The following is a 23,130-nucleotide window of genomic DNA, read 5'->3' as shown; positions in this document are numbered from 1 at the left end:
ACGAAAATGAGTCAAAATGTTTATCAGTTTATCGATTTACAACGTGTTGATCCGCCTAAAAAATCGTTAAACATTCGCAAAATTGAATTTGTTGAAATTTACGAAGGATTTTCAGCCTCACAATCACAAGCGCAGGCCGATCGTTGCCTTGCTTGTGGCAACCCATATTGTGAATGGAAATGCCCTGTACATAACTATATTCCCAATTGGTTAAAACTGGTTAACGAAGGCAAAATATTAGAAGCGGTTGAACTTTCACACCAAACCAACAGCCTGCCTGAAGTTTGTGGTCGCGTCTGCCCACAAGATCGCCTTTGTGAAGGCTCTTGCACCTTAAATGCTGAATTTGGCGCTGTCACCATTGGTAATATTGAACGCTATATCACTGATGAAGCATTCAAAATGGGCTGGAAGCCAAACCTCAATAATGTAGAACAAACAGGCTTAAAAGTTGCCATTATTGGCGCAGGACCCGCTGGTCTTGCTTGCGCCGATGTCTTAGTTCGCAATGGTGTAACGCCAGTGGTGTTTGATCGCCATCCCGAAATTGGCGGACTATTAACATTTGGCATCCCTGCATTCAAATTAGACAAAGAAGTCCTTATTAACCGACGCCATATTTTTACCGAAATGGGCATAGAATTCAGACTAAATACCGAAGTGGGCAAAACCGTACAATTAGCCGACTTAATCAATGAATTCGATGCCGTATTTATTGGCACAGGTACCTACCAATCAATGCGAGCAGGGCTTGAAAACGAAAACGCCAACGGCGTTTATGATGCCTTACCGTTTTTAATTGCCAATACCAAGCACATTATGCAACATCAGCAAAGCCAAGATACACCTTACATTGACATGAAAAATAAGCGTGTTGTTGTACTTGGCGGTGGTGATACGGCAATGGACTGTGTACGCACCTCCATTCGCCAAGGTGCAACTGAAGTGACCTGTGCCTATCGTCGAGACGAAGCCAACATGCCCGGCTCAAAGCGCGAAGTGAAAAACGCCAAAGAAGAAGGCGCACAGTTCCAATTTAACGTACAGCCACTCAGTATTGAAATTAATAGTACAGGACACGTCACGGGTATAAAAATGGTTCGAACAGAACTCGGCGAACCCGATGCAAAAGGTCGACGTTCACCGATGGTGATTGCAGGTTCAGAATTTGTCTTACCTGCTGATGCGGTTGTAATGGCATTTGGATTTAAACCCCACGCCATGCCTTGGTTAGTAGAGCACGGTGTTGATTTTGATGCACAAGGCCGAATCATCGCCCCAGAAACCAACGGCTACCAAACCACTAATGCTAAAATTTTTGCCGGAGGCGATGCCGTTCGAGGGTCAGATTTAGTGGTAACGGCAATTAGTGAGGGACGCAAAGCGGCTGAAGGTATTTTGAATTACTTGGAAGTCTAAAAATTATTGGCATTTAAATTAAAATAAAATTAACTGTGTGGAAGCCCGTTTTTTAAGCGGGCTTTTTTATTGTTAATTGTCAGCGTTCAACAATATTTATGTAACTATTTGATTTTATTTAGAAACAGAAAAATAAAAAACTTCAATAAAATCAATGGCTTTCCTGACCTATTTTTTGGAGGTTTTGCATTGTTTTTGAGTTAGTTAAAAGAATCTTACCGGATATTGAATTGGTGGAGCCAAGGGGGATCGAACCCCTGACCTCAACGCTGCCAGCGTTGCGCTCTCCCAGCTGAGCTATGGCCCCAAATAGAAAGGGATAAAACTGTGGCTAATAATATGCAACTAAATAATAAGTGTCAATCGATTTGATGTTATTTGTTTGAAAAACAGGCTAATAAAACTCTGCCAATCAATGGCAGAGTTAATATAATTAACGCAATATTGAAGGTTGATCTGCACCTTCTGCTTCAATTTTAGGTGGCATAAAATGTTCACGTTTTACGCCCAATTTAAGTGACATATACGCAGCCACATAAATTGATGAGATTGTACCAAGTACAATACCTACACCTAATGTTTCAGAAAAGCCTTTTAACATTGAACCGCCAAAGATATACAGGATAATGACAACAACAAGTGTTGTACCTGATGTCATTAGCGTTCGGTGCAATGTTTGGGTTAACGAGATGTTGATAACATCGTAAGGCTCTGCACGTCGAATCTTTCTAAAATTCTCACGAATTCGGTCGAAGACAACAATAGTATCGTTAAGTGAATAACCAATAATCGATAACATTGCAGCGATGATCGTTAAGTCTAATTCGCGCTCAAATAGTGATAAGTAACCTGCTGTAATGATGACATCATGCGCTAAAGCAACTACGGCACCGGTACCAAACCGCCATTCAAAACGGAAGGCAATATAGATTAAAATACACACTAATGCGGCACAAATTGCCAATATACCATCTTGCGCAAGTTCTGCACCCACTGTTGGACCGACAAACTCAATACGTTTAATTTGAGCATCAGTATCAATATCTTTATGTATTAAGTTAGAAATTTTCGCACCTAATGCATTATCAATCACCGATGAGGTACTACCATCTTCTTGCTTGGCCGAAGGTAACCTAATAATGATATCTTTACTGCTACCGTAATATTGTACTATCGGTTCATGATAACCAGCATTGCGTAAGCTATTACGAAGATCATCAAGATTAACCACTTTTGTTACGGTAAGCTCTACTGTGGTGCCACCCGTGAAATCTTGTCCTAGATTAAATCCTTTAACAAAAATAATCACAAAAGAAGCTACCACTAATAGCATTGAAATGACAAAAGCAATAAAGCCAAATTTTAAAAAGTCGAGGACTCTGCGACCATGATTTAATTCTCTAACATCATGATTTTCTTTTTTATTAATACTCACAATAAACCTCTAAATTGATAACTTATTAACACGGCGTCCGCCATAAATAAGATTGGCTAATGCACGAGTACCAACAATCGATGTAAACATTGATGTTACGATACCGATACCTAATGTAATGGCAAAGCCTTTAATTGAGCCTGTACCAACAGCATAAAGAATAACTGCTGTAATTAATGTGGTTAGGTTGGCGTCAAAAATACTACTCCACGCTCCTGAATACCCTTCATTAATCGCATGCTGTACTCCTCGTCCATTACTGAGCTCTTCTTTTATCCGTTCATTGATTAGCACATTGGCATCAACAGCCATACCAACGGTTAATACAATACCCGCAATACCCGGCATACTGAGCGTTGCGCCAGGAAGTAAGGACATGGCACCAACAATTAAAATTAAATTAGCAACCAATGCAAGGCTTGCAAATAGACCAAATAGGCGATACATCACTAACATAAAGATCACTGAAACCGCCAAGCCCCATACACAAGATTCGAGACCTTGGGTTATGTTTTCTTGCCCCATTGATGGTCCAACAGTGCGCTCTTCAATAATTTGAATTGGCGCAATTAAAGCTCCTGCTCGTAATAATAACGATAAATTTTTGGCTTCATCAATACTGCCAATACCCGTTACTTGGAAACGGTCACTAAAAATACCTTGAATTGTTGCTACGTTGATAACACGCTCTTGTTTTTCAAGAATTGGTTTGCCATTTTCATCACGTTTCCCTGTGTCTTTGTATTCAACAAATAAGGTTGCCATCGCTTTATTAAGATTCTTTTGGGTAAAACTCAACATTTTTTTACCGCCTGAACCATCAAGTGTAATAGCAACTTCAGGTTGACCATATTGGCTTGTGCGAAATGATGAATCAGTAATATGATCCCCTGTTAGTACAATTCGTTTATAAAGTAACACTGGGCGACCGCTTTCCATATATTTTATTTCGGAACCATACGGAATGCGCATATCACCATTTAGAATAGCTGGCAGATCAGGAGTGCTATCTTCGTTAACTTGTCTAAACTCAAGTGTCGCTGTCGCACCCAAAATACGCTTGGCTAACGCGGTGTCTTGTATGCCCGGTAATTCTACCACTATCCGATCCGCGCCTTGGCGTTGTACAATCGGTTCGGCAACACCTAGTTGGTTAACGCGATTGCGTAAAATGGTGGTGTTTTGTTGTACAGCATCATTTTTTGCTTGTTGTAACCGTCTTTCACTGATGTTAATAATGATGCTGCTGTCACTTTGAGAAATAACCTTGAAATCTTGTAAACTATTGATTTTAGCAATAGCTTTATTACGATCTTCAGTATTATCAAATTGTATTATAATTTGCTCATTACGGTCTTTATTGATCGCTTTATAATTTAATTTGCTAGCTGTAAATTCAGCTTTTATGTTTTCAATAGATTGTTCTGTAAGTTTACTTAATGCAGTTGTCATATCAACTTCCATTAAGAAATGAACACCACCACGCAAATCAAGCCCTAGTTTCATTGGTTCAGCACCTAGCATTGTAAGCCATTTGGGTGTTGCTGGCGCTAAATTTAATGCAACAATATACTCTTCACCTAACGCTTGAGATATAAGCTCTTTAGCTTTAAGCTGTGTATCGTTATCACTAACACGAATTAAAATCGATTTATTTTCATAAACTATTGATTTAATTTTAATATCATTATCACTCAAAACTTTTTTGACTTTATCTTGTGTAGTGACATTGATTTCAGCAGTATTTGAGCCTGAAATTTGTATAGCGGGATCTTCACCATAAATATTTGGAAGTGCATACAGAAGGCCGAGGCAAATGACAACGACCAACATAATGTATTTCCACAAAGGATAGCGATTTAACACGACATATTCTCTTGTAGGATTAGGTAATTAACACAATGAACATAATAGATAAATCTCTATTATAGTGATTTCATTGTTCCTTTTGGTAAAACTGATGTGATAAAGTCACGTTTGATCACAATTTCAGTTGTATCATTTAATTCTAATGCGATGTAACCGTTGTCGTTAACTTTTGACACGCGACCAATAATCCCACCACTGGTCAATATTTCATCACCTTTTGAGATTGACGCCATTAAATCACGATGAGCTTTGGCGCGTTTTTGTTGTGGGCGCATAATCATAAAATAGAAAAATAGACCAAACACAACTAACATAATCGGAAGAAAATAATCACCACCAGGTTGGCTACCATCTGCGGCATAAGCATTAGAAATTAAAAAGTCCATATAGGTCCTCTTGATTTAAATAAAATATTAAAGTTCGGAATTATAACACAATAAATAAATCTATTATTAACTATTTCTTATCAAAAAGCTTCAGAAAAAATCGTGTTTAACATAAAGCCAGGCATTTTGGTATTTTGATTAACATCTACCCTCCAACAGCATGATGATAGCAAATAAATGTTAATTATGTCGTTAAATATTGCGCAATACTCACTAAGTTAAATAACCATTTAGGATAAATGCCACATAGCATTGTTAATAAAGCGCATAGCACAATAATTAATTCACTGATTCGAATATTCGTCCATTTTAATTTAATTGAAGAGCCACTTAATATTTGCCCATCACGGCTAACTGGCCTGATATAAAGATTGATGATTAAGCGAGCATAAAAGTAAAGTCCCAATGTACTACCAATAACAATAGCAGCAACTAACCACCATAATTCTGCGGTTACGCCTAATAACACCAGTAAAAATCGCCCAATGAATCCAGCCGTTAGCGGAGCACCAGCTAGAGATAAAAATCCTACGCCCATGGCTAATGCGAGAATAGGTCTTCGCCAAAAAAGTCCTGATAGGTCGATTTCATTTTCATGATCTTGAAGCTCATCAGAATGAGAATCTAAACTGATCGCGCCTAAAATACAGATATTAGCTAAAATATATCCAATTAGGTAAACACCAATAGTTTCTAATGCAAGTACTTGATATTGCACTGCAATAAGTGCTGTTAATAAATAACCAAAATGTGCTATTGATGAATAAGCAAGTAATCGCTTTAAGCTACTTTGCATTAGCGCCAACAAATTACCCCACAAAATAGAGCAAAAAGCCATAACGACTAAAATAATACGGATGGTTTCATTGTTAACAATAGGTGCCAATAAAAACAGTCTTGCTATAGCACAAAAAACGGCAACTTTCCCAACTGTTGATAATAATAAAGCGACAACTGTTGGAGCGCCTTGATAAACATCTGGTAACCAAAGTTGAAATGGGACGAGTGACAATTTAAAACCAATACCCACTAGCATTAAGCAAACACCTATCAGTAATAATGTGCTTGGGTAAGACATCGTTGAAAGCTGATAACTTAATCCACTAAAAGTTAGTTCCCCTGTCATTGCATAATAAAAGGCTATTCCCATCAATAAAAATACACTCGCAACAGCCGATAATATCATGTATTTAACAGCCGCCTCTAATGAATGTGTTTGCGTATATTGGTAACCAATTAATCCTACAAATGGGATCGATAACAGTTCAATACCAATAAAAAATGCAATTAAATGGCTTGAGTATACGAGCGTTACACCACCTAATGTCATAAAAAGTAAAATTAAATAAAATAACCCATGATGTTTTTGCTCTTGCTTAAACCAACGATAAGCAAAACATGCAACCGCAATAGATATCATTAAAATCAAACTGGTATAAAGTAACCCATAGCCATCACAGGTAAAAAGCGCAGTGATATGATGTGCTTTCCACTCATTTGTTGAATTATCATCAATGTTAGAATTAGCATTAGTTTCAATATTTGTAGCTGTGTCAGTATCAATATCCGTATTGCTATTATTAGAATTATTGTTATTATCGATATTATTGTTAATATTTATGTTCTCATTTCCATTCGCTGATCCACTCTCTTCATTTGGTACTGTATCAATTGCAATTGTTTCTTCACTTGATGAATTAGGTTCTTTAATAGGCTCTGAAGCAGGTACCGATATTTGCATATTATCACTGCTAATATCAGTAATAACTTGAGTACTAAACGAAATTTTATAACCAATTGTTACAGAACACATCAAGGCACAGGATAATCCGCATACGGTTAAAATGGTGCAACATTTGGTATTTATTTTAAAAATAAATAATGAGAATAATAAAGCAATGATGGCAAAACTTAATACAAAAATCGGTGACAAAGCTATCATAAGTAATTATTCTCCCACTCGCTCTGTGGCTATATATTGTTGTGTTTGATTCACAACAGAATAAGACATGTCTAAGACCACTTGAGGATACAAGCCTATAAATATAAGGGCAATTAAAACGCTTGATAATAATAAAACATCTTTTTTACTAAGTAGATGCTTTGCTGTAGGTACTTTATCAACAGAACCATAAAAAATTGGCTGCATGCGAACAATAAATGAAATAGATACCAATAATAAGCCAATTACTAACAAAATTGTATAAAAAGAGAAGGTGTTATAACTGCCAAGTAGCATCATATAATTACCGACAAAATTCGCCGTACCAGGAATACCTAATACAGCCAAAATAAAATATAAAGTAAACGAAGATAGGTAAGGTACTCGCTCTTTAAGCCCAACAAATTGGTTTATATTTCTGGTGGAATAACTTTCAACTAATAATCCACTAATTATAAACATACCAACGATGGTTAAATTGACGGCTATCATTTGTATAACAACCCCTTGATAAGCAATCACAGAACCACTATAAATAATTGCCGTAACAAATCCCATCAATGCGATATGAATATAAGCAATAAGTTTTTTAATATCGGTTTGATTAAATGCAAGTAAGGCCGCATAAACAACTGTAATTAAAGCAAAAACTAACATCAGTGGCATAATCGTGACTGAAGCATTAGGAAATAATGGTATAACAAATCGTAATAAACCAAACGAAGCTGTATTTAGTAATAATCCACTAACCATCATTGAGCCTGTGGTTGAAGATTCAATATGGGTTTCAATAAACCAGCTATGAAAAGGAACAAAAGGAATACGTACAATAAAAGCAACCAAAAATCCTAACATAAGTAAAAATTCGGTATAACTTGAAATTGGAGTTTTGATCAATACTTGATAATCAAACGTCCAATGCCCAGTTAAGTTCCAGTTGATCAAGGCTAATGAAACAATTGAGATTAGCATGATTAGACTGCTTAGTTGGGTATAGATCAAAAATTTGCTAGTACCATTAAAACGTAATTGTGAGCTTGAGTCTCGTCGTCCCCATAAAGAAATTAAAAAATAGATGGGAATTGCCACAGCTTCCCAAAATAAAAACATAAGAAATAAGTCAGTGATGACAAACAGTATCATAATAGCTGATGTCATAAACAATAAACAGAAATAAAATAAGCCAAGATTGTTTAGACTTTCTTTACTAGAATAGACAATCGTCAATAGTACAATAAATAGGGTTGAAGTGATAACAACTGTAGATAGGCCATCTAAAACAAGATGAAAATGAATACCTAACAAGGGGATCCATTCTAGATTCACTTCTTTTGTCCAGTTTTCACCTTGATCTAATACATTTACAGAATCTATCCATAATATTATTGTCATTGATAATGTGAGAAAAATAGTAATAAATGCCACAATGATTGGTAATTTTGACCAACGCATTTGTACATTGGTAGAAACAACACCTCTTTGTAAACATACGTGGCATAACCAACCAATAAATCCGCCTATTACAGGTAAAAAGACAAGCCATAATAACATGAATGATTACACCTTTTTTAAATAAAAATCAGTAACATTAATATGATAATGCTACCTATAACCATTGACAGCATATACCACCGAATTTGTCCATTTTCTAGGTCAACGATAAATGCGTTTACTTTCCTAATGCTCCACATAACCCAACCATCCCACAAAGCTAACGGATCTTTTTTTAACAAGTTAGCTAAATAGATATAAGGTTTAACAAATAGCGTATGCAATGCATAATCATAATGCCAGTCGCTATTACATAATCGTAAAAAGAACTTAATCATTGGTGTATGTAGCACTTCTTTTACTTCGCTATTTGGGCGCACATATAAAACATAAGCGATCAAAATACTTAACCCCGTCACCGCGGCTAACAGTATCTGGAAAGACAACTGTCCATCTGTGTCTAACTCAGCTATTGGCACTATACCTTGAACGGGTAATGGAAAATAAATAAATAAAGCAGTAGGGAATACCAATAATATAAAAATTGGACAATAGCTTATCCATTTGGTTATTGCAAAATGATGCTGTTTTTGTTTGTGATAAAAGACCATTGAAATTAAACGCCAAATATTCAAACTAGAAAGTAAAATACCTAATAAACCAATGGTTCCAGATATTAATTTATCTTGAGCCATTAAGCCCAATATAATGTCTCCCTTGATATAAAATGACGATGAAATCCAAGGCATAGCACTAAGAGATAACATGATAAATAAAAATACCGCATACAGTATTGGAAACGATTTAATTAACCCACCAAGCTTACTTATATCACGTTCACCTTGACATTTTTTAATTAAAATTGATGAAGATAAAATTAGTAATGTGCTTGTTACAACATAATTAATTAAGCAACTAAGAGACAAATTCCAACTCTGCGTTGAAAAAGCATAAAATAGATAGCTAATTTGCGATAAATTGATATAGGTGATAATTCTTTTAATATCATATTGCACTAAAGCAATAGAACTAGCAAATAAGATAGTCAACGATGAAATCATCGATATAATAGCAAGTACATCACTCGACATCATAAATAAGCTACTTAGCCTTAAAACTAAATACACTCCAGCTAAAATCACCGTTGAAGATTGTAATAAAGCTACTGCAGGCATTGGAGCTAACGTTGTTTGAACAAACCATGAATGCATAGGAAATAGTGCTGACTTACTCATGGCCCCAAGGAACAGCATGAAAGTTATCCAAAATATAATATCTGAATCTACGGCTAAGTTCTCATGCACCTGATTCAAAACATCATGGATATTGAATGTTTCAACTGTTTGATACAGTAAAAATATGCCAATAATTAAAAAGATATCAGTTAAATGCATAAGGATAAATGCCTTTACTGCTGCATAACCATTACGAGCTTGTTTATAATAGATACCAATAAGTAAGTAAGTACTTATACTCACGCCTTCCCAGCCAATTAACATAACAAACAGATTATCAACTAATACGATAGTTAATATACTGGCAATTAATAAATTACTATAAGCATAAAAATTATAAATATCTTTGCTTGACGTCAAATAACAAGCTGCAAAGAAGTAAATCAAGAAGCCCAAAAATGAGATTAAAACTAAAAAAGTTAGCGATAAACCATCTAACGTTAAAGAAATAGGTACTATGAAATCACCTACAGCAAACCAATTCCACAATGTTCTGGTATAAATTAAGACCATATCAGGTACTGTATTTGAAGCAAAATCGATACAAGAAAATACAGTAATTATTGCAATAATTAGCATTGATATAATACCTATAATCATTACATCAATGGTTCGAATATGTCTCCCTAAACAAACTAATATTAGAAAAGAGAGCAAGGGAACAATAATAGTTAAATAAAGTAAATTCATCCTTTCATTTCACTCAATGAATCAATATTAAATATTTTTCGACGGTAGAATAGTTTGATCATTAATGCAAGGCCGACACAAACTTCAGATAAGGTTGTAATTACCGCCAATATAGCAAGTAATTGCCCATCAAATTGTTGCCAATAACAACTCGCTGCAAACAATGCAACTATTGCACCATTATTCATAATGATAAGGCTTAGCAATAAAAAATAAAAGTCACGCCGAATCATGACGCCTAATAGTCCGATAACAAATAAAATAGAAGCAAAAATAAGGCAATACGTAAGTGGAATCATATTATTTCTCCGACATAAGCCGATGCGTAAAATGATAAGCAATGACGGCTGCACCAAATAATAAAAATACGGCTAATTCAGCCATCAAAATATATGCATACATAGACATTTCATGCATTAAGTCATGAGATTCTTTTAGTTCTGAATAATTAGCATTTACTACACCATAAATAAGGACAACGAGTAAAATGAAAGCTAAGATTAATGGTCCTAACCAAATTTTAGGACTAATACCGTGTTTATTATTTTCTACATTATCAACGCTAATTTTCAAAATTGAAGCAACAAGTAAAAAAAGCGTTACCGAACCACCAATAAATAGCAGGATATACAAAATGGCAGAAAAATAGGCGCCAAGTTGAATAAATATGAAGGATGAAGCAAAAAGTGAAATAACAAGATATAAAATTGCTTTATCTATCCGTAAGCTACTAATCACTTTTACACTGGCAACGACAGCAATAATCGATGCGATATAAAAAACAGCGATCATTAAATAATCCAATATGTATTAATATATAGCGTTAGTATATACCCAAATCATATCAAGATACAGTTTGCCACACCGTATTCATTGAAAATAGACTTTTTAAGTGGTATTTCGATGACCACAACAAAATTAAATAGCGCTTTTTATTTGTCGATCTTTTATGGTCAATATAATTAAAACAACTAAAAGAAATAAAAACCATAAAATTTTATTATTTAAATTCAACGCAACATTGTTATAAAGTATATAACCTAATCAAATTAACTAATGATTATACCTATTTTGTTAAGTTGTCATTTGAGCCATACAGCTTAAGTACTTAGGGATAATAAAATCTAAGATGAGAAAATCATGAATAACCAATACTCCTCAATGCGAAGTAATGTCAATATGCTAGGTACTTTATTAGGCAATGCAATCAAACGTGCCACTGGTAATGAGACCTTTGATTTAGTTGAAAAAATAAGAAAATTATCGAAGTTGGCTCAAAAAGGAAATACACAAGCACATCATGAACTACTCAATTTAATTGAAAACCTCAATGATGATGATTTATTGCATGTTGCTCGCGCATTTAATCAGTTTTTGAATTTAGTCAATACGGCTGCTGAGTATTATGGTATTTCGCCCCATGGTGAAGCATCTAGTAGTCCTAAAAAAATGACTGAATTATTCAGTACACTAAAAAACCTTAACTTTTCCAAAGAAACGATTACAAACGCAATTAACGAACTATCCATTGAATTAGTATTGACAGCTCATCCAACAGAAATCAATCGCCGAACAATGATCAATACTTATACGGCTATTAACAGTTGTTTATCCCAACTCGATCATAATGATTTAGCCGACTATGAAATAGAACGGATCATGCGTCGCTTAAAACAGCTAGTTTGTCAGGCATGGTATACCGATGAAATCCGAAAAAAACGCCCAACGCCAATTGATGAAGCAAAATGGGGATTTTCAGTCATTGAAGATAGCTTATGGGAAGGTGTGCCCCTATTTTTGCGAGAACTCAATGACCAGTTAGTTGATGCTTTTGATGAACAATTATCGGTTGATCATGTACCAGTCAAATTCACCTCATGGATGGGCGGAGATCGTGATGGAAACCCTAATGTAACAGCAAAAGTCACAGAAAAAGTAATGCTACAAGCTAGATTAAAAGCTATTGAATTATTTTTAGCCGATATTCAAATACTTGTTCGTGAACTTTCGATGACAGAATGCAACGAATCAGTTATTGAACTATTAGATGAAAGTAATAGGACCGTTTCAGAACCTTATCGCGCAGTAATGAAACAATTACGAGTACGCTTAATTAAAACTCACAATTATATTGAAGCATTGCTAAATAATGAACGAGTATTACCGCCTAGTGATATTTTAATTAAAAATCAACAACTATGGACACCACTTTATATCTGTTATGAATCATTAATTGATAATGGCATGTCAACCATAGCCCATGGACCATTACTTGATACATTACGACGTATAAAAAGTTTTGGCTTACAATTAGTTAGATTAGATATCCGTCAAGACAGTTCAGTCCACACAGAAGCCTTAGACGCATTAACCAAAGAACTTAATTTAGGTAGCTATGCCCAATGGTCAGAAGAAGAAAAACAAACCTTTTTATTAACTGAGTTACAGTCTAATCGACCATTGCTCCCATATAACTGGCAACCAACTGAAATGGTTCAAGAAGTTTTGGATACTTGTCGTGTTATCAAAAAAGCAGGAGAAGAATCAATCGCTTCTTATGTAATATCAATGGCTAAAGCGCCTTCTGATGTTTTAGCCGTTTACTTATTATTGAAAATCGTTGATTGCCAAAAAAATATTCCAGTTGCACCATTATTTGAAACATTAGAAGACTTAAACAATGCTAAATTGGTTATGCAAAAATTACTGGATATTCCTTGGTATCGCGATAAAATTCGCGGCAAACAGATGGTGATGATAGGCTATTCTGATTCGGCTAAAGATGCCGGTACACTTGCGGCATCTTGGGCACAGTATCGCTCACAAGAAGAACTAGTTAACTTATTTGAGAAATATAATACTAATTTGGTGCTATTCCATGGACGAGGAGGCTCAATTGGTCGAGGAGGAGCACCTGCTCATGCTGCGCTACTTTCACAACCACCAGGTTCATTAAAAGGTGGACTTAGAGTTACAGAGCAAGGCGAAATGATTCGTTTTAAACTTGGTCTACCTGAAGTTGCTCTCAGTAGTTTAATGCTTTATACATCAGCAATTTTACAAGCTAATTTATTGCCACCACCTGCACCTAAGCAAGCATGGCGCGATATCATGGACGAAATGTCTGAAATTTCATGCAACTGTTATCGTAGTTATGTACGTGAACGAACTGAATTTGTTGATTATTTTAGAGCAGTAACCCCTGAGGCTGAATTAGGTAGGTTACCACTAGGTTCAAGACCGCAAAAACGTCGAACAGGTGGAGGGATAGAAAGTTTACGTGCTATTCCATGGATTTTTGCTTGGACACAAAACCGTTTAATGGTGCCATCTTGGCTTGGTGCAGGTAATGCTCTTAGAGCAGTTATTGAGAAAGGTAAAAAAGATCTTCTTAAAGAAATGTATGACAATTGGCCTTTCTTTAATGCTCGTTTAGGTATGCTTGAAATGGTTTACGCCAAAGCGGCACCAAATATACACGAATATTACGAACAGCGTTTAGTCGATCAAGCCTTATGGCCATTAGGAGAAGAATTAAGGAATTTATTGACTCAGGATATCAATACTGTACTAACCATTACAGATGATATCAGTTTAATGTCTGATCTACCTTGGATTGCAGAATCAGTGGCTTTGCGAAATACTTATATTGAACCATTAAATCTACTACAAGCAGAGTTATTGAGTCGTTCACGCACACACGGTGAACATCAAAACGTTATAGTAGAGCAAGGACTTATGATTACTATTTCAGGGATTGCGGCAGGTATGCGAAACTCGGGTTAAAAAATAAAAAAGGCACTAGCCTTTTTTATTTTTTAGGTAATAAATTATCTAAATAAGCTTTAGCGTCTTGGTCGCCTTGCTCACTAGCTTTAGTAAACCAATAGATGGCGCGTTCCAGATCTTTATCAACTCCCTCGCCTTCTAGATATTTAATACCTAAATTATACTGAGCATCAACACTGCCTTGATCTGCTGCTTTTAAATACCATTCAACGGCTTTTTGCTCGTCTTTATCAACACCACCACCTACATCATACATTACGCCAATGTTGTATTGGGCATCAGCATTGCCTGCTTCGGCAGCCTTGGTAAACCAATATGCCGCTTGCGTATTGTCGGGTTTAGAACCCGTGCCTGTTGCATACATAATAGCTAAATTATACATAGCTAGCACATGTCCATGTTCGGCCGCTTGTGTATAAAAATAGTTAGCAGCCACATAATCTTGGGTTAAGCCGTCGCCATTTTCAGACATTAGCCCTAAATAGTATTGTGCTTCGGAAATATTATTTTTAGCTGCTTTACTAAACCAATCAGCGGCAGTCATACGATCTTTTGTTACGCCATCACCAAAAAAATACATAATACCAAGGTTTAGATAAGCGTCATAAATACCAGCATCACCAGCTTGTGAAAAGTAATCAACTGCAGTTGATGTGTTTTTTTCGACACCTTCCCCTTCTTTATACATTAAAGCCAGATTATATTTAGCCAATGCATAATTTTGATCTGCGGCTAATTTAAAATATTTAAATGCCGCATTTAAATCACGTTTAGTCCCTAGACCACTTTGATACATAAATGCTAAGTTATTTTGTGCTTTAGCTAACCCTTGCTCAGCGGCTTTTTTATACCAAAAAAAGGCACGAACATCACTTGCTTCAACACCTGCACCTTGTTTATAGATACTTCCTAATGAATACTGTGCTTCCGCGTTTCCTTTTTCTGCAGACAAACGTAAAGAAGGGAGCAATGACTCTGTCTCTTGCAACTTTAATTGCGTGCCGTTCGATTGTGTTTTATAACCTGCAGCCATTACACCATAAGGAATGGATAACAATACTACTAATAAAATTTTGATTTTTTTCATATTTATTTAAATATAATGACATTAGTAATAATTATACATAAATACAACAAAAGGAAATAGTTTTGTTTAATCGCTATCCTTTTTTAAAATTATATTTTATATCAAGCTTAGTAATTTATTCTTTTAATAAACAAAATACTACAAACCTAATTTATCCCAAATCTCATCAATACGAGCGACGATTTTTGGATCTTTTTTAATTAATTTTCCCCATTCTCGATTAGATTCACCAGCCCATTTATTGGTAGCATCTAGCCCCATTTTAGATCCTAATCCCGAAATAGGTGAAGCAAAATCCAAATAATCTATTGGAGTATTATCAATAAATGTGGTGTCTCGATGAGGATCCATACGAGTTGAAATAGCCCACATCACATCCTTCCAATCACGCGCATTAATATCATCATCACAAACAATGACAAACTTGGTATACATAAATTGCCGTAAATAAGACCAAACCCCCATCATGACACGTTTAGCATGACCAGGGTACTGTTTTTTAATTGTAACAATCGCAATACGATATGAACACCCTTCAGGTGGCAAATAAAAATCCACAATTTCAGGAAATTGTTTTTGTAAAATGGGGATAAACACTTCATTTAAAGCAAGCCCCATAACTGCAGGCTCATCTGGTGGCCTACCGGTATAAGTAGAATGATAAATCGCATCTTTACGACGAGTTAAGTGCGTCACAGTAAATACAGGAAATTGTTCAATTTCATTATAATAACCCGTGTGATCACCATATGGACCTTCTGATGCCAATTCATTAGGATCAATGTAACCCTCAAGAACTATTTCTGCACTAGCTGGAACCTCTAAATCATTGGATAACGATTTAACCACTTCTGTTCGGCTACCTCTTAATAACCCAGAAAAAGCATATTCAGGTAACGTATCAGGCACTGGTGTCACTGCACCTAAAATAGTTGCGGGATCAGCGCCAATAGCAACACTAACAGGAAATCTTTCATTAGGATGAACCTGTTGCCATTCGGCAAAATCAAGTGCACCACCACGATGAGAAAGCCAACGCATGATTAATTTATTTTTCCCTAAACACTGCAAACGATAAATACCTAAATTTTGCCGTTCTTTATAAGGACCTTTGGTTATTGTTAGCCCCCAAGATAACAGTGGTGCTACATCATCGGGCCAGCAATGCATAATAGGTAAACGAGTCAAATCCACTTCATCATCTTTAAAAATCATCTCTTGGCAGGGTGCTGATGAACGATGTTTAACCGGCATATTTAAGACTTGTTTATATTTAGGTAATACATTAAAAAATTGTTTTATACCTTTTGGGGGTTCAGGTTCACGCAAAAATGCCAATAACTCACCAATTTCACGTAAAGCAGAAGTATCCTCACGTCCCATTCCCATCGCAACACGTTTAGCTGTACCAAACAAATTGCATAAAACAGGCATATCATAACCAATTGGATTCTCAAATAATAAGGCCGGACCTTCATTACGTAAAACACGATCCGCAATTTCTGTCATTTCAAGATAAGGATTAACAGGGAAAGAAATTCTTTTTAATTCACCTTGCTGCTCAAGATAATCTAAAAAATCTCTAAAATTTGAAAAATTCATCTAACATTACTCCCTGTTACTGACTCATTCTCAGTTAACCTATCCAAAAATATTTTTTACTTTACTATTAACATATCTTTGAATTTAACTAATCTTCATCAAAGTTTTCGCTATATATAGGTACTTGCTTATTTGGATTACACTCAACGATTTTCGGTAATAAAGCCTCAAATTGTTTTTTGTCAACCTCAACAAAGTTATCCTGATCAACTTGATAAAATAGATATTGCTCAGATTGATCATCAAATAAAAAAGAAGCTATCCAATCGTTTCGATCATCGTTATTTTCATTAGCAAATATCTTAATGATACTGCTTTCCCGCTTTTCTGGTTGATTATGTAATTTAAAATCAATTATTTTTTCAGCTATATTTGAATCGTACTCATCAAAAATAATATAGTCATTTTGATTAGGTTGGCATTTTTTTATATTTATTTCAGCATGACTGGTTAAAACAAAACAACATAAACAAGACAACACAACCGCAGATAGACTCAATTTCATTTTCAGCCTCTTAATTAGATTTAATCAAATTATAGATTTTATCAATAGCCTCACTATTATTGGGTGATAACGTAAGCTTGGCAGCATCATCAATCGTTAGCCACTGATAAGCTAAATGTTCAGTAAGTATAGGCGTTATCTCATTAATAAGTGGCAGATAAAACCAATGCTCTTTATTTACCTTAACTTCTGGTGCATATTTATGTCTAAATTGTGGAAAAATGTCAAATTCAATGACACGTTTTGCATCAATTAACTCAAGGTTTTGTTCAATAATATTAATACCAGTTTCTTCAAAAACTTCACGAATTGCTGTTTCTTTTGGTAACTCGTTAGCTTCCATACTACCTGTCACTGATTGCCAAAAATTAGGGTCATCTTGCCGCTGTAACATAAGACAACGCTTTGTTGTCTGGCAGTAGATTACTACCAGAACAGATTCAGGATTTTTGAATTTTTTCATTAAATATTACTGCTTTTTACTCACTTCAATACCAAGTTCAGTTAATGCAGCGACATTGGCTGGACTTGGTGCATCAGTAAGTAAACACGTTGCGGCTGTTGTTTTCGGAAATGCAATCACATCACGAATATTATCAGTACCGGTTAACAGCATTGTTAATCTATCTAAACCGAATGCCAGTCCTGCATGTGGTGGCGTACCATATTTTAATGCATCAAGTAAAAAACCAAACTTTTCACGTTGTTCGTGTTCATTAATCCCTAAAATAGAAAAGACAGCTTGTTGCATTTCGCTACGGTGAATACGGACAGAACCACCACCAACTTCATAACCATTAATCACCATATCATAGGCATTTGCAACTGCATTTTCAGGATTATTGATAAGCTCTTCTGGCGTAAAGTCTTTTGGCGAAGTAAATGGATGGTGCATAGCACTTAGCCCTTCGTCAGTTTCTTCAAACATAGGGAAATCGACAACCCAAAGTACTGCCCATTTACTTTCGTCAGTTAAGCCTAAATCTTTACCAACTTTTAAACGTAATGCACCTAGCGCATCACTAACAACTTTATAGCTATCTGCGCCAAATAATAAGATATCGCCATCTTTTGCATTAGCACGATCAAGCAACGCTTCCATTTGCGACTCATTAAAGAATTTTGCAACAGGACTTTGAACACCCTCTAACCCTTTACTACGTTCGTTTACTTTAATCCATGCCATACCTTTAGCACCATACACGGAAATAAACTGCGTATATTCATCCAATTGTTTACGCGTTAATTGAGCACCATTTGGAACGCAAAGTAATGCTACACGTCCTTTTGGATCATTTGCTGGTGTTGAAAACACTTTAAAATCAACATCTTTAACTAAATCAGCTACATCAATAATTTCGAGCGGATTACGCAAATCTGGTTTATCACTACCATAACGACGCATCGCTTCGGCAAAAGTCATAATAGGAAACTTACCTAAATCCACATTTTTAACATGTAACCAAAGTTCACGAATCATCTGTTCCATAACCTCGCGCACTTGCTCGGCTGTCATAAATGACGTTTCGACATCAATTTGAGTAAATTCAGGTTGACGATCGGCTCGCAAATCTTCATCACGAAAACATTTCACAATTTGATAATAACGGTCAAAACCTGACATCATTAACAATTGCTTAAATAACTGTGGTGATTGTGGAAGGGCATAAAACTCGCCCTTGTGAATTCGGCTTGGAACTAAGTAATCTCGAGCGCCTTCAGGCGTTGCTTTGGTTAACATAGGGGTTTCAATATCTAAAAAGCCATGTTCGTTCATAAACGAACGCACAAATGCAGTAATTTTAGCTCGAGTTTTAAAAATAGCTGACATCTCAGGGCGACGTAAATCGATATAACGATATTTTAGACGCTGTTCTTCGCTATTATTTTGATTGAAATCAAGTGGTAAAACATCACTACGATTAAATATCGTTAATTCTGTCGCCAACACTTCAACCTCGCCTGTGGCCATATCTTTATTGATTTGACCTTCGGGACGGGCTCTTACTTTACCTTTAATTTGGATACAAAATTCATTACGAAGTTCACCAGCAAGTTGATATGCTTGTTGATAATCAGGATCGAAAAAAACTTGTACAATACCTTCACGATCACGCATATCAATAAAAATCATACCACCTAAGTCTCGACGTTTATTAACCCAGCCACATAGATTAACTTCTTGATTAATATGACTTGCATTGAGTTGTCCGCAATAAATTGTTCTCATTAAAATATCCTGTAAACTATTAACAAAATGATAATTATTATAGAGCAATTTATCAGGGTATAAAGACCATGATTTAAAATAATTATCATTTAATTTATTTATAGCTAGTTTTTGAAAATAAATTTACTTTATAAAAGTTTTTATAAAATAGATTAAATTCAAAAAGATACTAATTACATCTTAATTATGTAAAAACATAGAATCAAATTACTCATTGAAAATAACTTGTCATATCAAGTATTTATTAATAAGCTTTAACATTATTTAATAAATTAATCATATTTGATATGAAGGCTTTAATTTCAATTGATTATACGAATGATTTTGTTGCTGATAACGGAACGTTAACAACAGGTCTGGTTGGTCAAAAAATTGAAACAGAAATGTTAAACATAACAGAATCATTTATAAAAAATGATGATTTTGTCGTTTTTGCTATCGATGCCCATGATCCTTCTGATAAATTTCATCCTGAAGATTCTCTCTTTCCTCCTCATAATATTATCGGCACTTTAGGACAACAACTATTTGGTCGTTTAAATAAACTTTATCAACAATATAAAGATACTGATCATGTTTATTGGATCAATAAACGCCACTACTCAGCATTTTGTGGAACAGACCTTGATTTGCGGCTACGTGAAAGAGACATCAAACACGTCCATTTAACAGGTGTGTGTACTGATATTTGCATATTGCATACAGCGGTAGATGCCTATAATTTAGGATATAAAATATTCATTCATCAAAATGCTGTTGCTAGCTTTGATCCAATCGGTCATCAATGGGCATTAAATCATTTTAAAAATACCTTAGGGGCAACAATAATTTAAAAATTTTAAAAATAAATTAAGGAGTAAGAATGGATGTTTTACGAGACTATAAAGTACATTTACTAGCATTAGTCGTTGTTTTAATATGTGAGTTCATCGGTAGGCAATCTATCTGGACTATTGCCGTGTACCCAATGTTATATGCCATGATTATTGGCGGAATAATTAGCCTTCCCAAACTAAAAATATTAAAACTAAAAAATATGAATAATGCCAGTGCCATCATGATAGTGACATTAATGTTACTTATCGCAAAACTTGGGGTTGCTGTTGGTCCTAAAATTGATATGATATTAAAAGATGCAAAATTAGCATTAATTTTTCAAGAGTTAGGTCATTTTGCTGGCACGATTTTATTAGGTTTACCACTAGCCATGCTACTAGGCATGAAACGCGAAGCGGTGGGTGCAACTTATTCTGTCGCGCGTGAACCCAATATCGCCATTGTTGCCGACAAATATGGATTAGATTCAGCAGAAGGTCGAGGCGTTATGGCGATGTATGTTTGTGGCACACTTTATGGTGCTATTTGGATGAGCATACTTGCTAGTGTAATGGCAAAATTAGATATCCTCCATCCTTATGCGTTGGCTATGGGTGCAGGAGTTGGAAGTGGCAGTATGATGGCCGCATCACTCGCACCAATCAGTGACCTTTATCCAGAAATAGCTAGTGAAATCAAAGCCTATGCAACAACCGCAAACTTAATGTCAAGTATTGTTGGCATTTATATTTATACACTATTTTCGTTACCTTTCGCCTCTTTCTTATATAACCTATTTGCCCGCTTACGACGTAACAAAAAAGGAGCGTTATAATGAAAACGTTAGAAACAATATTTTTACTGATCTTAGTTGCCATTATTATGGCTGCTGGCAATACTGTAGGTTACAAAGTTGATTTTATGCTGTCATTACAAGCATTATCAATCTTAGTTGCGATATCAATAGTCGGATATTTTGTTGGCAAAGTTCCATTATTAAACAAATTTCCAGTTATTTTATGGGTATCAGTCGTAGCCGCAGTGGCTTCATCGCCAATATTTCCTTATCATGAACAAGTTGTTTCAATTACTGATCAAGTGTCTTTATTGGCGGTTTGTACTCCAGTGCTAGCTTATGCAGGACTAGCTATTGGTAAAGATTTAGCACTATTTAAAAACATCTCATGGCGAATCATTCCTGTATCATTAGCCGTATTTTCAGGCACTTTTATTTTTGCCGCAATCATTGCACAAATCACCTTGCATTGGGAAGGTGTGATCTAATTCAGATTAGGATTTATCATGACAAAAGAAGAACTTAAAAAAAAGGTTTGTAACGCCATTGCAAACCGCAAAGCCGATATCAAAGCAATTGCCGAATCAATTTGGGCAGAACCTGAACTTGGTTATAAAGAACACAAAACAGCCAAAAAAGTCGAAGAAACGTTTGAAAAACTGGGTGTTCCCTTTAAAAACAAATTAGCATTAACAGGGGTTAAAGGTCGCTTAAAAGGGGGAAAAGGCAGTAAATACAGTATTGCTGTTATCGGCGAACTTGATGCCATTATTTGTGCCGATCACCCTGCTGCTGACGAAACATCGGGCGCTGCGCACTGTTGTGGTCACAATGCCCAAATTGCCAATATGATGGCCGTAACGATGGGGCTGATTGATTCGGGTGCAATGCAATTTTTAGCGGGCGATGTTGTGCCATTTGCAGTACCTGCAGAAGAATATGTTGAAATCACTTATCGTAATCGCCTAATCGAAGAAGGCAAAATCAACTATATTGGTGGCAAGCCAGAATTGATTTCGCGCGGTGAATTTGATGATGTTGATATGGCACTACAAATACATTTAACCAGTGTTCCTAATGACCGCCAAAATGGCTTTATTGAAATATCAACAACCAGCAATGGTTTTATCGGTAAATTAATTAAATACAAAGGCGAAGCATCACACGCGGCTGCTGCACCACACGCAGGTGTCAACGCCTTAAATGCTGCAATGATGGGAATGATGGGCGTACACGCCATTCGCGAAACATTTCAAGAAAAAGACTACATTAGATTCCACCCCATCATTACCCAAGGCGGTGATTTAGTTAATGTAATTCCAAGCGATGTCAGAATGGAAAGCTATGTGCGCGCAGGCAATGTACCTGCCATGATCGACGCGAACGAACGAATAAACCAAGCACTAAAAGCAGGCGCAATGGCGGTTGGGGCAACGTGTGAAATTAAAGACCTACCGGGTTATTTACCTTTACAAAACAACCCAACACTGAATGACTTTTTACAAAGCAATGCACAAGATCTTATTGGTGCTGATAATGTTTGGGTTGCGCCCCACATGACAGGCAGTACCGATACGGGCGATTTATCGCACATTATGCCAGTTAGCCACCCATGGATTGGTTCGGTTCGTGGGGTTTTACATGGTAAAGACTACACCGTATTTGATGAAGAAATGGCTTACATCCGCCCAGCCCAAATGATGGCCTGCACAATCATCGACTTACTTTATGATGACGCACAGCCAGCACAAACACTCATGTCAAACTACACTCCACTTATGACCAAAGAAGAATATTTAAAATTCTTATCAGGTTTTGACAAATAATCTTAACAGCTT

19 protein-coding genes and 1 tRNA gene are annotated in these 23,130 nt (G+C 35.8%); 6 read left to right on the top strand and 14 right to left on the bottom strand.

All coding sequences use genetic code 11. The features are described from left to right. Positions 1-6 precede the first annotated feature (6 nt). Positions 7-1,419, top strand: coding sequence for an FAD-dependent oxidoreductase (locus GQ589_RS04205; protein ID WP_160424760.1), 1,413 nt, complete (start codon positions 7-9; stop codon positions 1,417-1,419). A gap of 231 nt (positions 1,420-1,650) precedes the next feature. Here the strand turns inward: GQ589_RS04205 and GQ589_RS04200 are convergent. From GQ589_RS04200 to GQ589_RS04160, 9 genes are all read right to left on the bottom strand, one after another. Next, positions 1,651-1,726, bottom strand: a tRNA-Ala gene (locus GQ589_RS04200). Positions 1,727-1,852: 126 nt separating this feature from the next. Then, positions 1,853-2,848: a protein translocase subunit SecF gene (gene secF / locus GQ589_RS04195; protein WP_160400631.1), complete on the bottom strand. Its 996-nt coding sequence runs from the start codon at positions 2,846-2,848 to the stop codon at positions 1,853-1,855. Between the two features lie 15 nt (positions 2,849-2,863). Further along, entirely contained in the window at positions 2,864-4,720 is a 1,857-nt protein-coding gene (gene secD / locus GQ589_RS04190) for a protein translocase subunit SecD (protein ID WP_160411902.1), read from the bottom strand. A 59-nt stretch (positions 4,721-4,779) separates the two neighbouring features. Next, entirely contained in the window at positions 4,780-5,109 is a 330-nt protein-coding gene (gene yajC / locus GQ589_RS04185; RefSeq protein WP_160424758.1) for a preprotein translocase subunit YajC, read from the bottom strand. 184 nt (positions 5,110-5,293) lie between these two features. Next, the gene (locus tag GQ589_RS04180) at positions 5,294-7,051 is read right to left on the bottom strand and encodes an NADH-quinone oxidoreductase subunit N (RefSeq protein ID WP_160424756.1); all 1,758 of its coding nucleotides are present in this window, start codon (positions 7,049-7,051) and stop codon (positions 5,294-5,296) included. Positions 7,052-7,057: 6 nt separating this feature from the next. Further along, a complete protein-coding gene (locus GQ589_RS04175; protein WP_160424754.1) occupies positions 7,058-8,602 on the bottom strand; it encodes a NuoM family protein in 1,545 nt (514 codons plus the stop codon). Between the two features lie 17 nt (positions 8,603-8,619). Then, a complete protein-coding gene (locus GQ589_RS04170) occupies positions 8,620-10,467 on the bottom strand; it encodes an NADH-quinone oxidoreductase subunit L (RefSeq protein ID WP_237399182.1) in 1,848 nt (615 codons plus the stop codon). After that, positions 10,464-10,766 (bottom strand): NADH-quinone oxidoreductase subunit NuoK, encoded by a 303-nt coding sequence (nuoK, locus tag GQ589_RS04165; protein WP_160411898.1) that lies wholly within the window; start codon positions 10,764-10,766, stop codon positions 10,464-10,466. The genes GQ589_RS04170 and nuoK overlap by 4 nt, the downstream gene beginning before the upstream one ends. 1 nt (position 10,767) lies before the next feature. After that, entirely contained in the window at positions 10,768-11,259 is a 492-nt protein-coding gene (locus GQ589_RS04160) for an NADH-quinone oxidoreductase subunit J (protein ID WP_160411897.1), read from the bottom strand. Positions 11,260-11,607: 348 nt separating this feature from the next. On the opposite strand from GQ589_RS04160, the gene ppc reads away from it, so the two are divergent. Continuing rightward, positions 11,608-14,253, top strand: a complete 2,646-nt coding sequence (gene ppc, locus GQ589_RS04155; RefSeq protein ID WP_160424751.1) for a phosphoenolpyruvate carboxylase — start codon at positions 11,608-11,610, stop codon at positions 14,251-14,253. 25 nt (positions 14,254-14,278) lie between these two features. Here the strand turns inward: ppc and GQ589_RS04150 are convergent, their stop codons facing one another. The 5 genes from GQ589_RS04150 to aspS all read right to left on the bottom strand — a co-directional run bounded on the left by GQ589_RS04150 (position 14,279) and on the right by aspS (position 19,680). After that, positions 14,279-15,343 carry a tetratricopeptide repeat protein gene (locus GQ589_RS04150; RefSeq protein ID WP_160424748.1) on the bottom strand — a complete coding sequence of 355 codons (1,065 nt, stop codon included), beginning with the start codon at positions 15,341-15,343 and terminating at the stop codon, positions 14,279-14,281. A gap of 138 nt (positions 15,344-15,481) precedes the next feature. After that, positions 15,482-16,945, bottom strand: coding sequence for a 4-hydroxy-3-polyprenylbenzoate decarboxylase (ubiD, locus tag GQ589_RS04145; protein ID WP_160424746.1), 1,464 nt, complete (start codon positions 16,943-16,945; stop codon positions 15,482-15,484). A gap of 88 nt (positions 16,946-17,033) precedes the next feature. After that, on the bottom strand, positions 17,034-17,450 hold the full coding sequence (locus GQ589_RS04140) for a hypothetical protein (protein ID WP_160424744.1): 417 nt from the start codon (positions 17,448-17,450) through the stop codon (positions 17,034-17,036). Between the two features lie 10 nt (positions 17,451-17,460). Next, entirely contained in the window at positions 17,461-17,913 is a 453-nt protein-coding gene (gene nudB, locus GQ589_RS04135; RefSeq protein WP_160424743.1) for a dihydroneopterin triphosphate diphosphatase, read from the bottom strand. 6 nt (positions 17,914-17,919) lie between these two features. Continuing rightward, on the bottom strand, positions 17,920-19,680 hold the full coding sequence (gene aspS / locus GQ589_RS04130) for an aspartate--tRNA ligase (protein ID WP_160400503.1): 1,761 nt from the start codon (positions 19,678-19,680) through the stop codon (positions 17,920-17,922). Between the two features lie 287 nt (positions 19,681-19,967). On the opposite strand from aspS, the gene GQ589_RS04125 reads away from it, so the two are divergent. The 4 genes from GQ589_RS04125 to GQ589_RS04110 are packed head-to-tail and all read left to right on the top strand — an operon-like array spanning position 19,968 to position 23,118. Further along, on the top strand, positions 19,968-20,513 hold the full coding sequence (locus GQ589_RS04125; protein WP_160400502.1) for a cysteine hydrolase family protein: 546 nt from the start codon (positions 19,968-19,970) through the stop codon (positions 20,511-20,513). Positions 20,514-20,542: 29 nt separating this feature from the next. Beyond that, complete coding sequence (locus GQ589_RS04120; protein WP_160400501.1) at positions 20,543-21,331, top strand: DUF3100 domain-containing protein; 789 nt, start codon at positions 20,543-20,545, stop codon at positions 21,329-21,331. Beyond that, positions 21,331-21,780, top strand: coding sequence for a hypothetical protein (locus GQ589_RS04115; protein WP_065626618.1), 450 nt, complete (start codon positions 21,331-21,333; stop codon positions 21,778-21,780). Before GQ589_RS04120 ends, GQ589_RS04115 begins: the two co-directional genes overlap by 1 nt. Positions 21,781-21,798: 18 nt before the next feature. Further along, positions 21,799-23,118, top strand: a complete 1,320-nt coding sequence (locus tag GQ589_RS04110; RefSeq protein ID WP_160424741.1) for an amidohydrolase — start codon at positions 21,799-21,801, stop codon at positions 23,116-23,118. Positions 23,119-23,130: the final 12 nt, after the last annotated feature.

The sequence above is a fragment of the Gilliamella sp. Pas-s27 genome, from assembly GCF_009795865.1.
GTDB lineage: Bacteria > Pseudomonadota > Gammaproteobacteria > Enterobacterales > Orbaceae > Gilliamella.
Note: the sequence above shows the minus strand (reverse complement) of the source record. Positions and strands in the feature narration are given on the sequence as shown.

Excerpts from the sequence above, each read along its gene's own strand:
- GQ589_RS04205 (WP_160424760.1), top strand. The coding sequence starts at position 7 with ATGAGTCAAAATGTTTATCAGTTTATCGATTTACAACGTGTTGATCCG.
- yajC (WP_160424758.1), bottom strand. The coding sequence starts at position 5,109 with ATGGACTTTTTAATTTCTAATGCTTATGCCGCAGATGGTAGCCAACCT.
- GQ589_RS04180 (WP_160424756.1), bottom strand. The coding sequence starts at position 7,051 with ATGATAGCTTTGTCACCGATTTTTGTATTAAGTTTTGCCATCATTGCT.
- GQ589_RS04175 (WP_160424754.1), bottom strand. The coding sequence starts at position 8,602 with ATGTTATTATGGCTTGTCTTTTTACCTGTAATAGGCGGATTTATTGGT.
- GQ589_RS04170 (WP_237399182.1), bottom strand. The coding sequence starts at position 10,467 with ATGAATTTACTTTATTTAACTATTATTGTTCCCTTGCTCTCTTTTCTA.
- nuoK (WP_160411898.1), bottom strand. The coding sequence starts at position 10,766 with ATGATTCCACTTACGTATTGCCTTATTTTTGCTTCTATTTTATTTGTT.
- GQ589_RS04160 (WP_160411897.1), bottom strand. The coding sequence starts at position 11,259 with ATGATCGCTGTTTTTTATATCGCATCGATTATTGCTGTCGTTGCCAGT.
- ppc (WP_160424751.1), top strand. The coding sequence starts at position 11,608 with ATGAATAACCAATACTCCTCAATGCGAAGTAATGTCAATATGCTAGGT.
- GQ589_RS04150 (WP_160424748.1), bottom strand. The coding sequence starts at position 15,343 with ATGAAAAAAATCAAAATTTTATTAGTAGTATTGTTATCCATTCCTTAT.
- ubiD (WP_160424746.1), bottom strand. The coding sequence starts at position 16,945 with ATGAATTTTTCAAATTTTAGAGATTTTTTAGATTATCTTGAGCAGCAA.
- GQ589_RS04140 (WP_160424744.1), bottom strand. The coding sequence starts at position 17,450 with ATGAAATTGAGTCTATCTGCGGTTGTGTTGTCTTGTTTATGTTGTTTT.
- nudB (WP_160424743.1), bottom strand. The coding sequence starts at position 17,913 with ATGAAAAAATTCAAAAATCCTGAATCTGTTCTGGTAGTAATCTACTGC.
- aspS (WP_160400503.1), bottom strand. The coding sequence starts at position 19,680 with ATGAGAACAATTTATTGCGGACAACTCAATGCAAGTCATATTAATCAA.
- GQ589_RS04125 (WP_160400502.1), top strand. The coding sequence starts at position 19,968 with ATGAAGGCTTTAATTTCAATTGATTATACGAATGATTTTGTTGCTGAT.
- GQ589_RS04120 (WP_160400501.1), top strand. The coding sequence starts at position 20,543 with ATGGATGTTTTACGAGACTATAAAGTACATTTACTAGCATTAGTCGTT.
- GQ589_RS04115 (WP_065626618.1), top strand. The coding sequence starts at position 21,331 with ATGAAAACGTTAGAAACAATATTTTTACTGATCTTAGTTGCCATTATT.
- GQ589_RS04110 (WP_160424741.1), top strand. The coding sequence starts at position 21,799 with ATGACAAAAGAAGAACTTAAAAAAAAGGTTTGTAACGCCATTGCAAAC.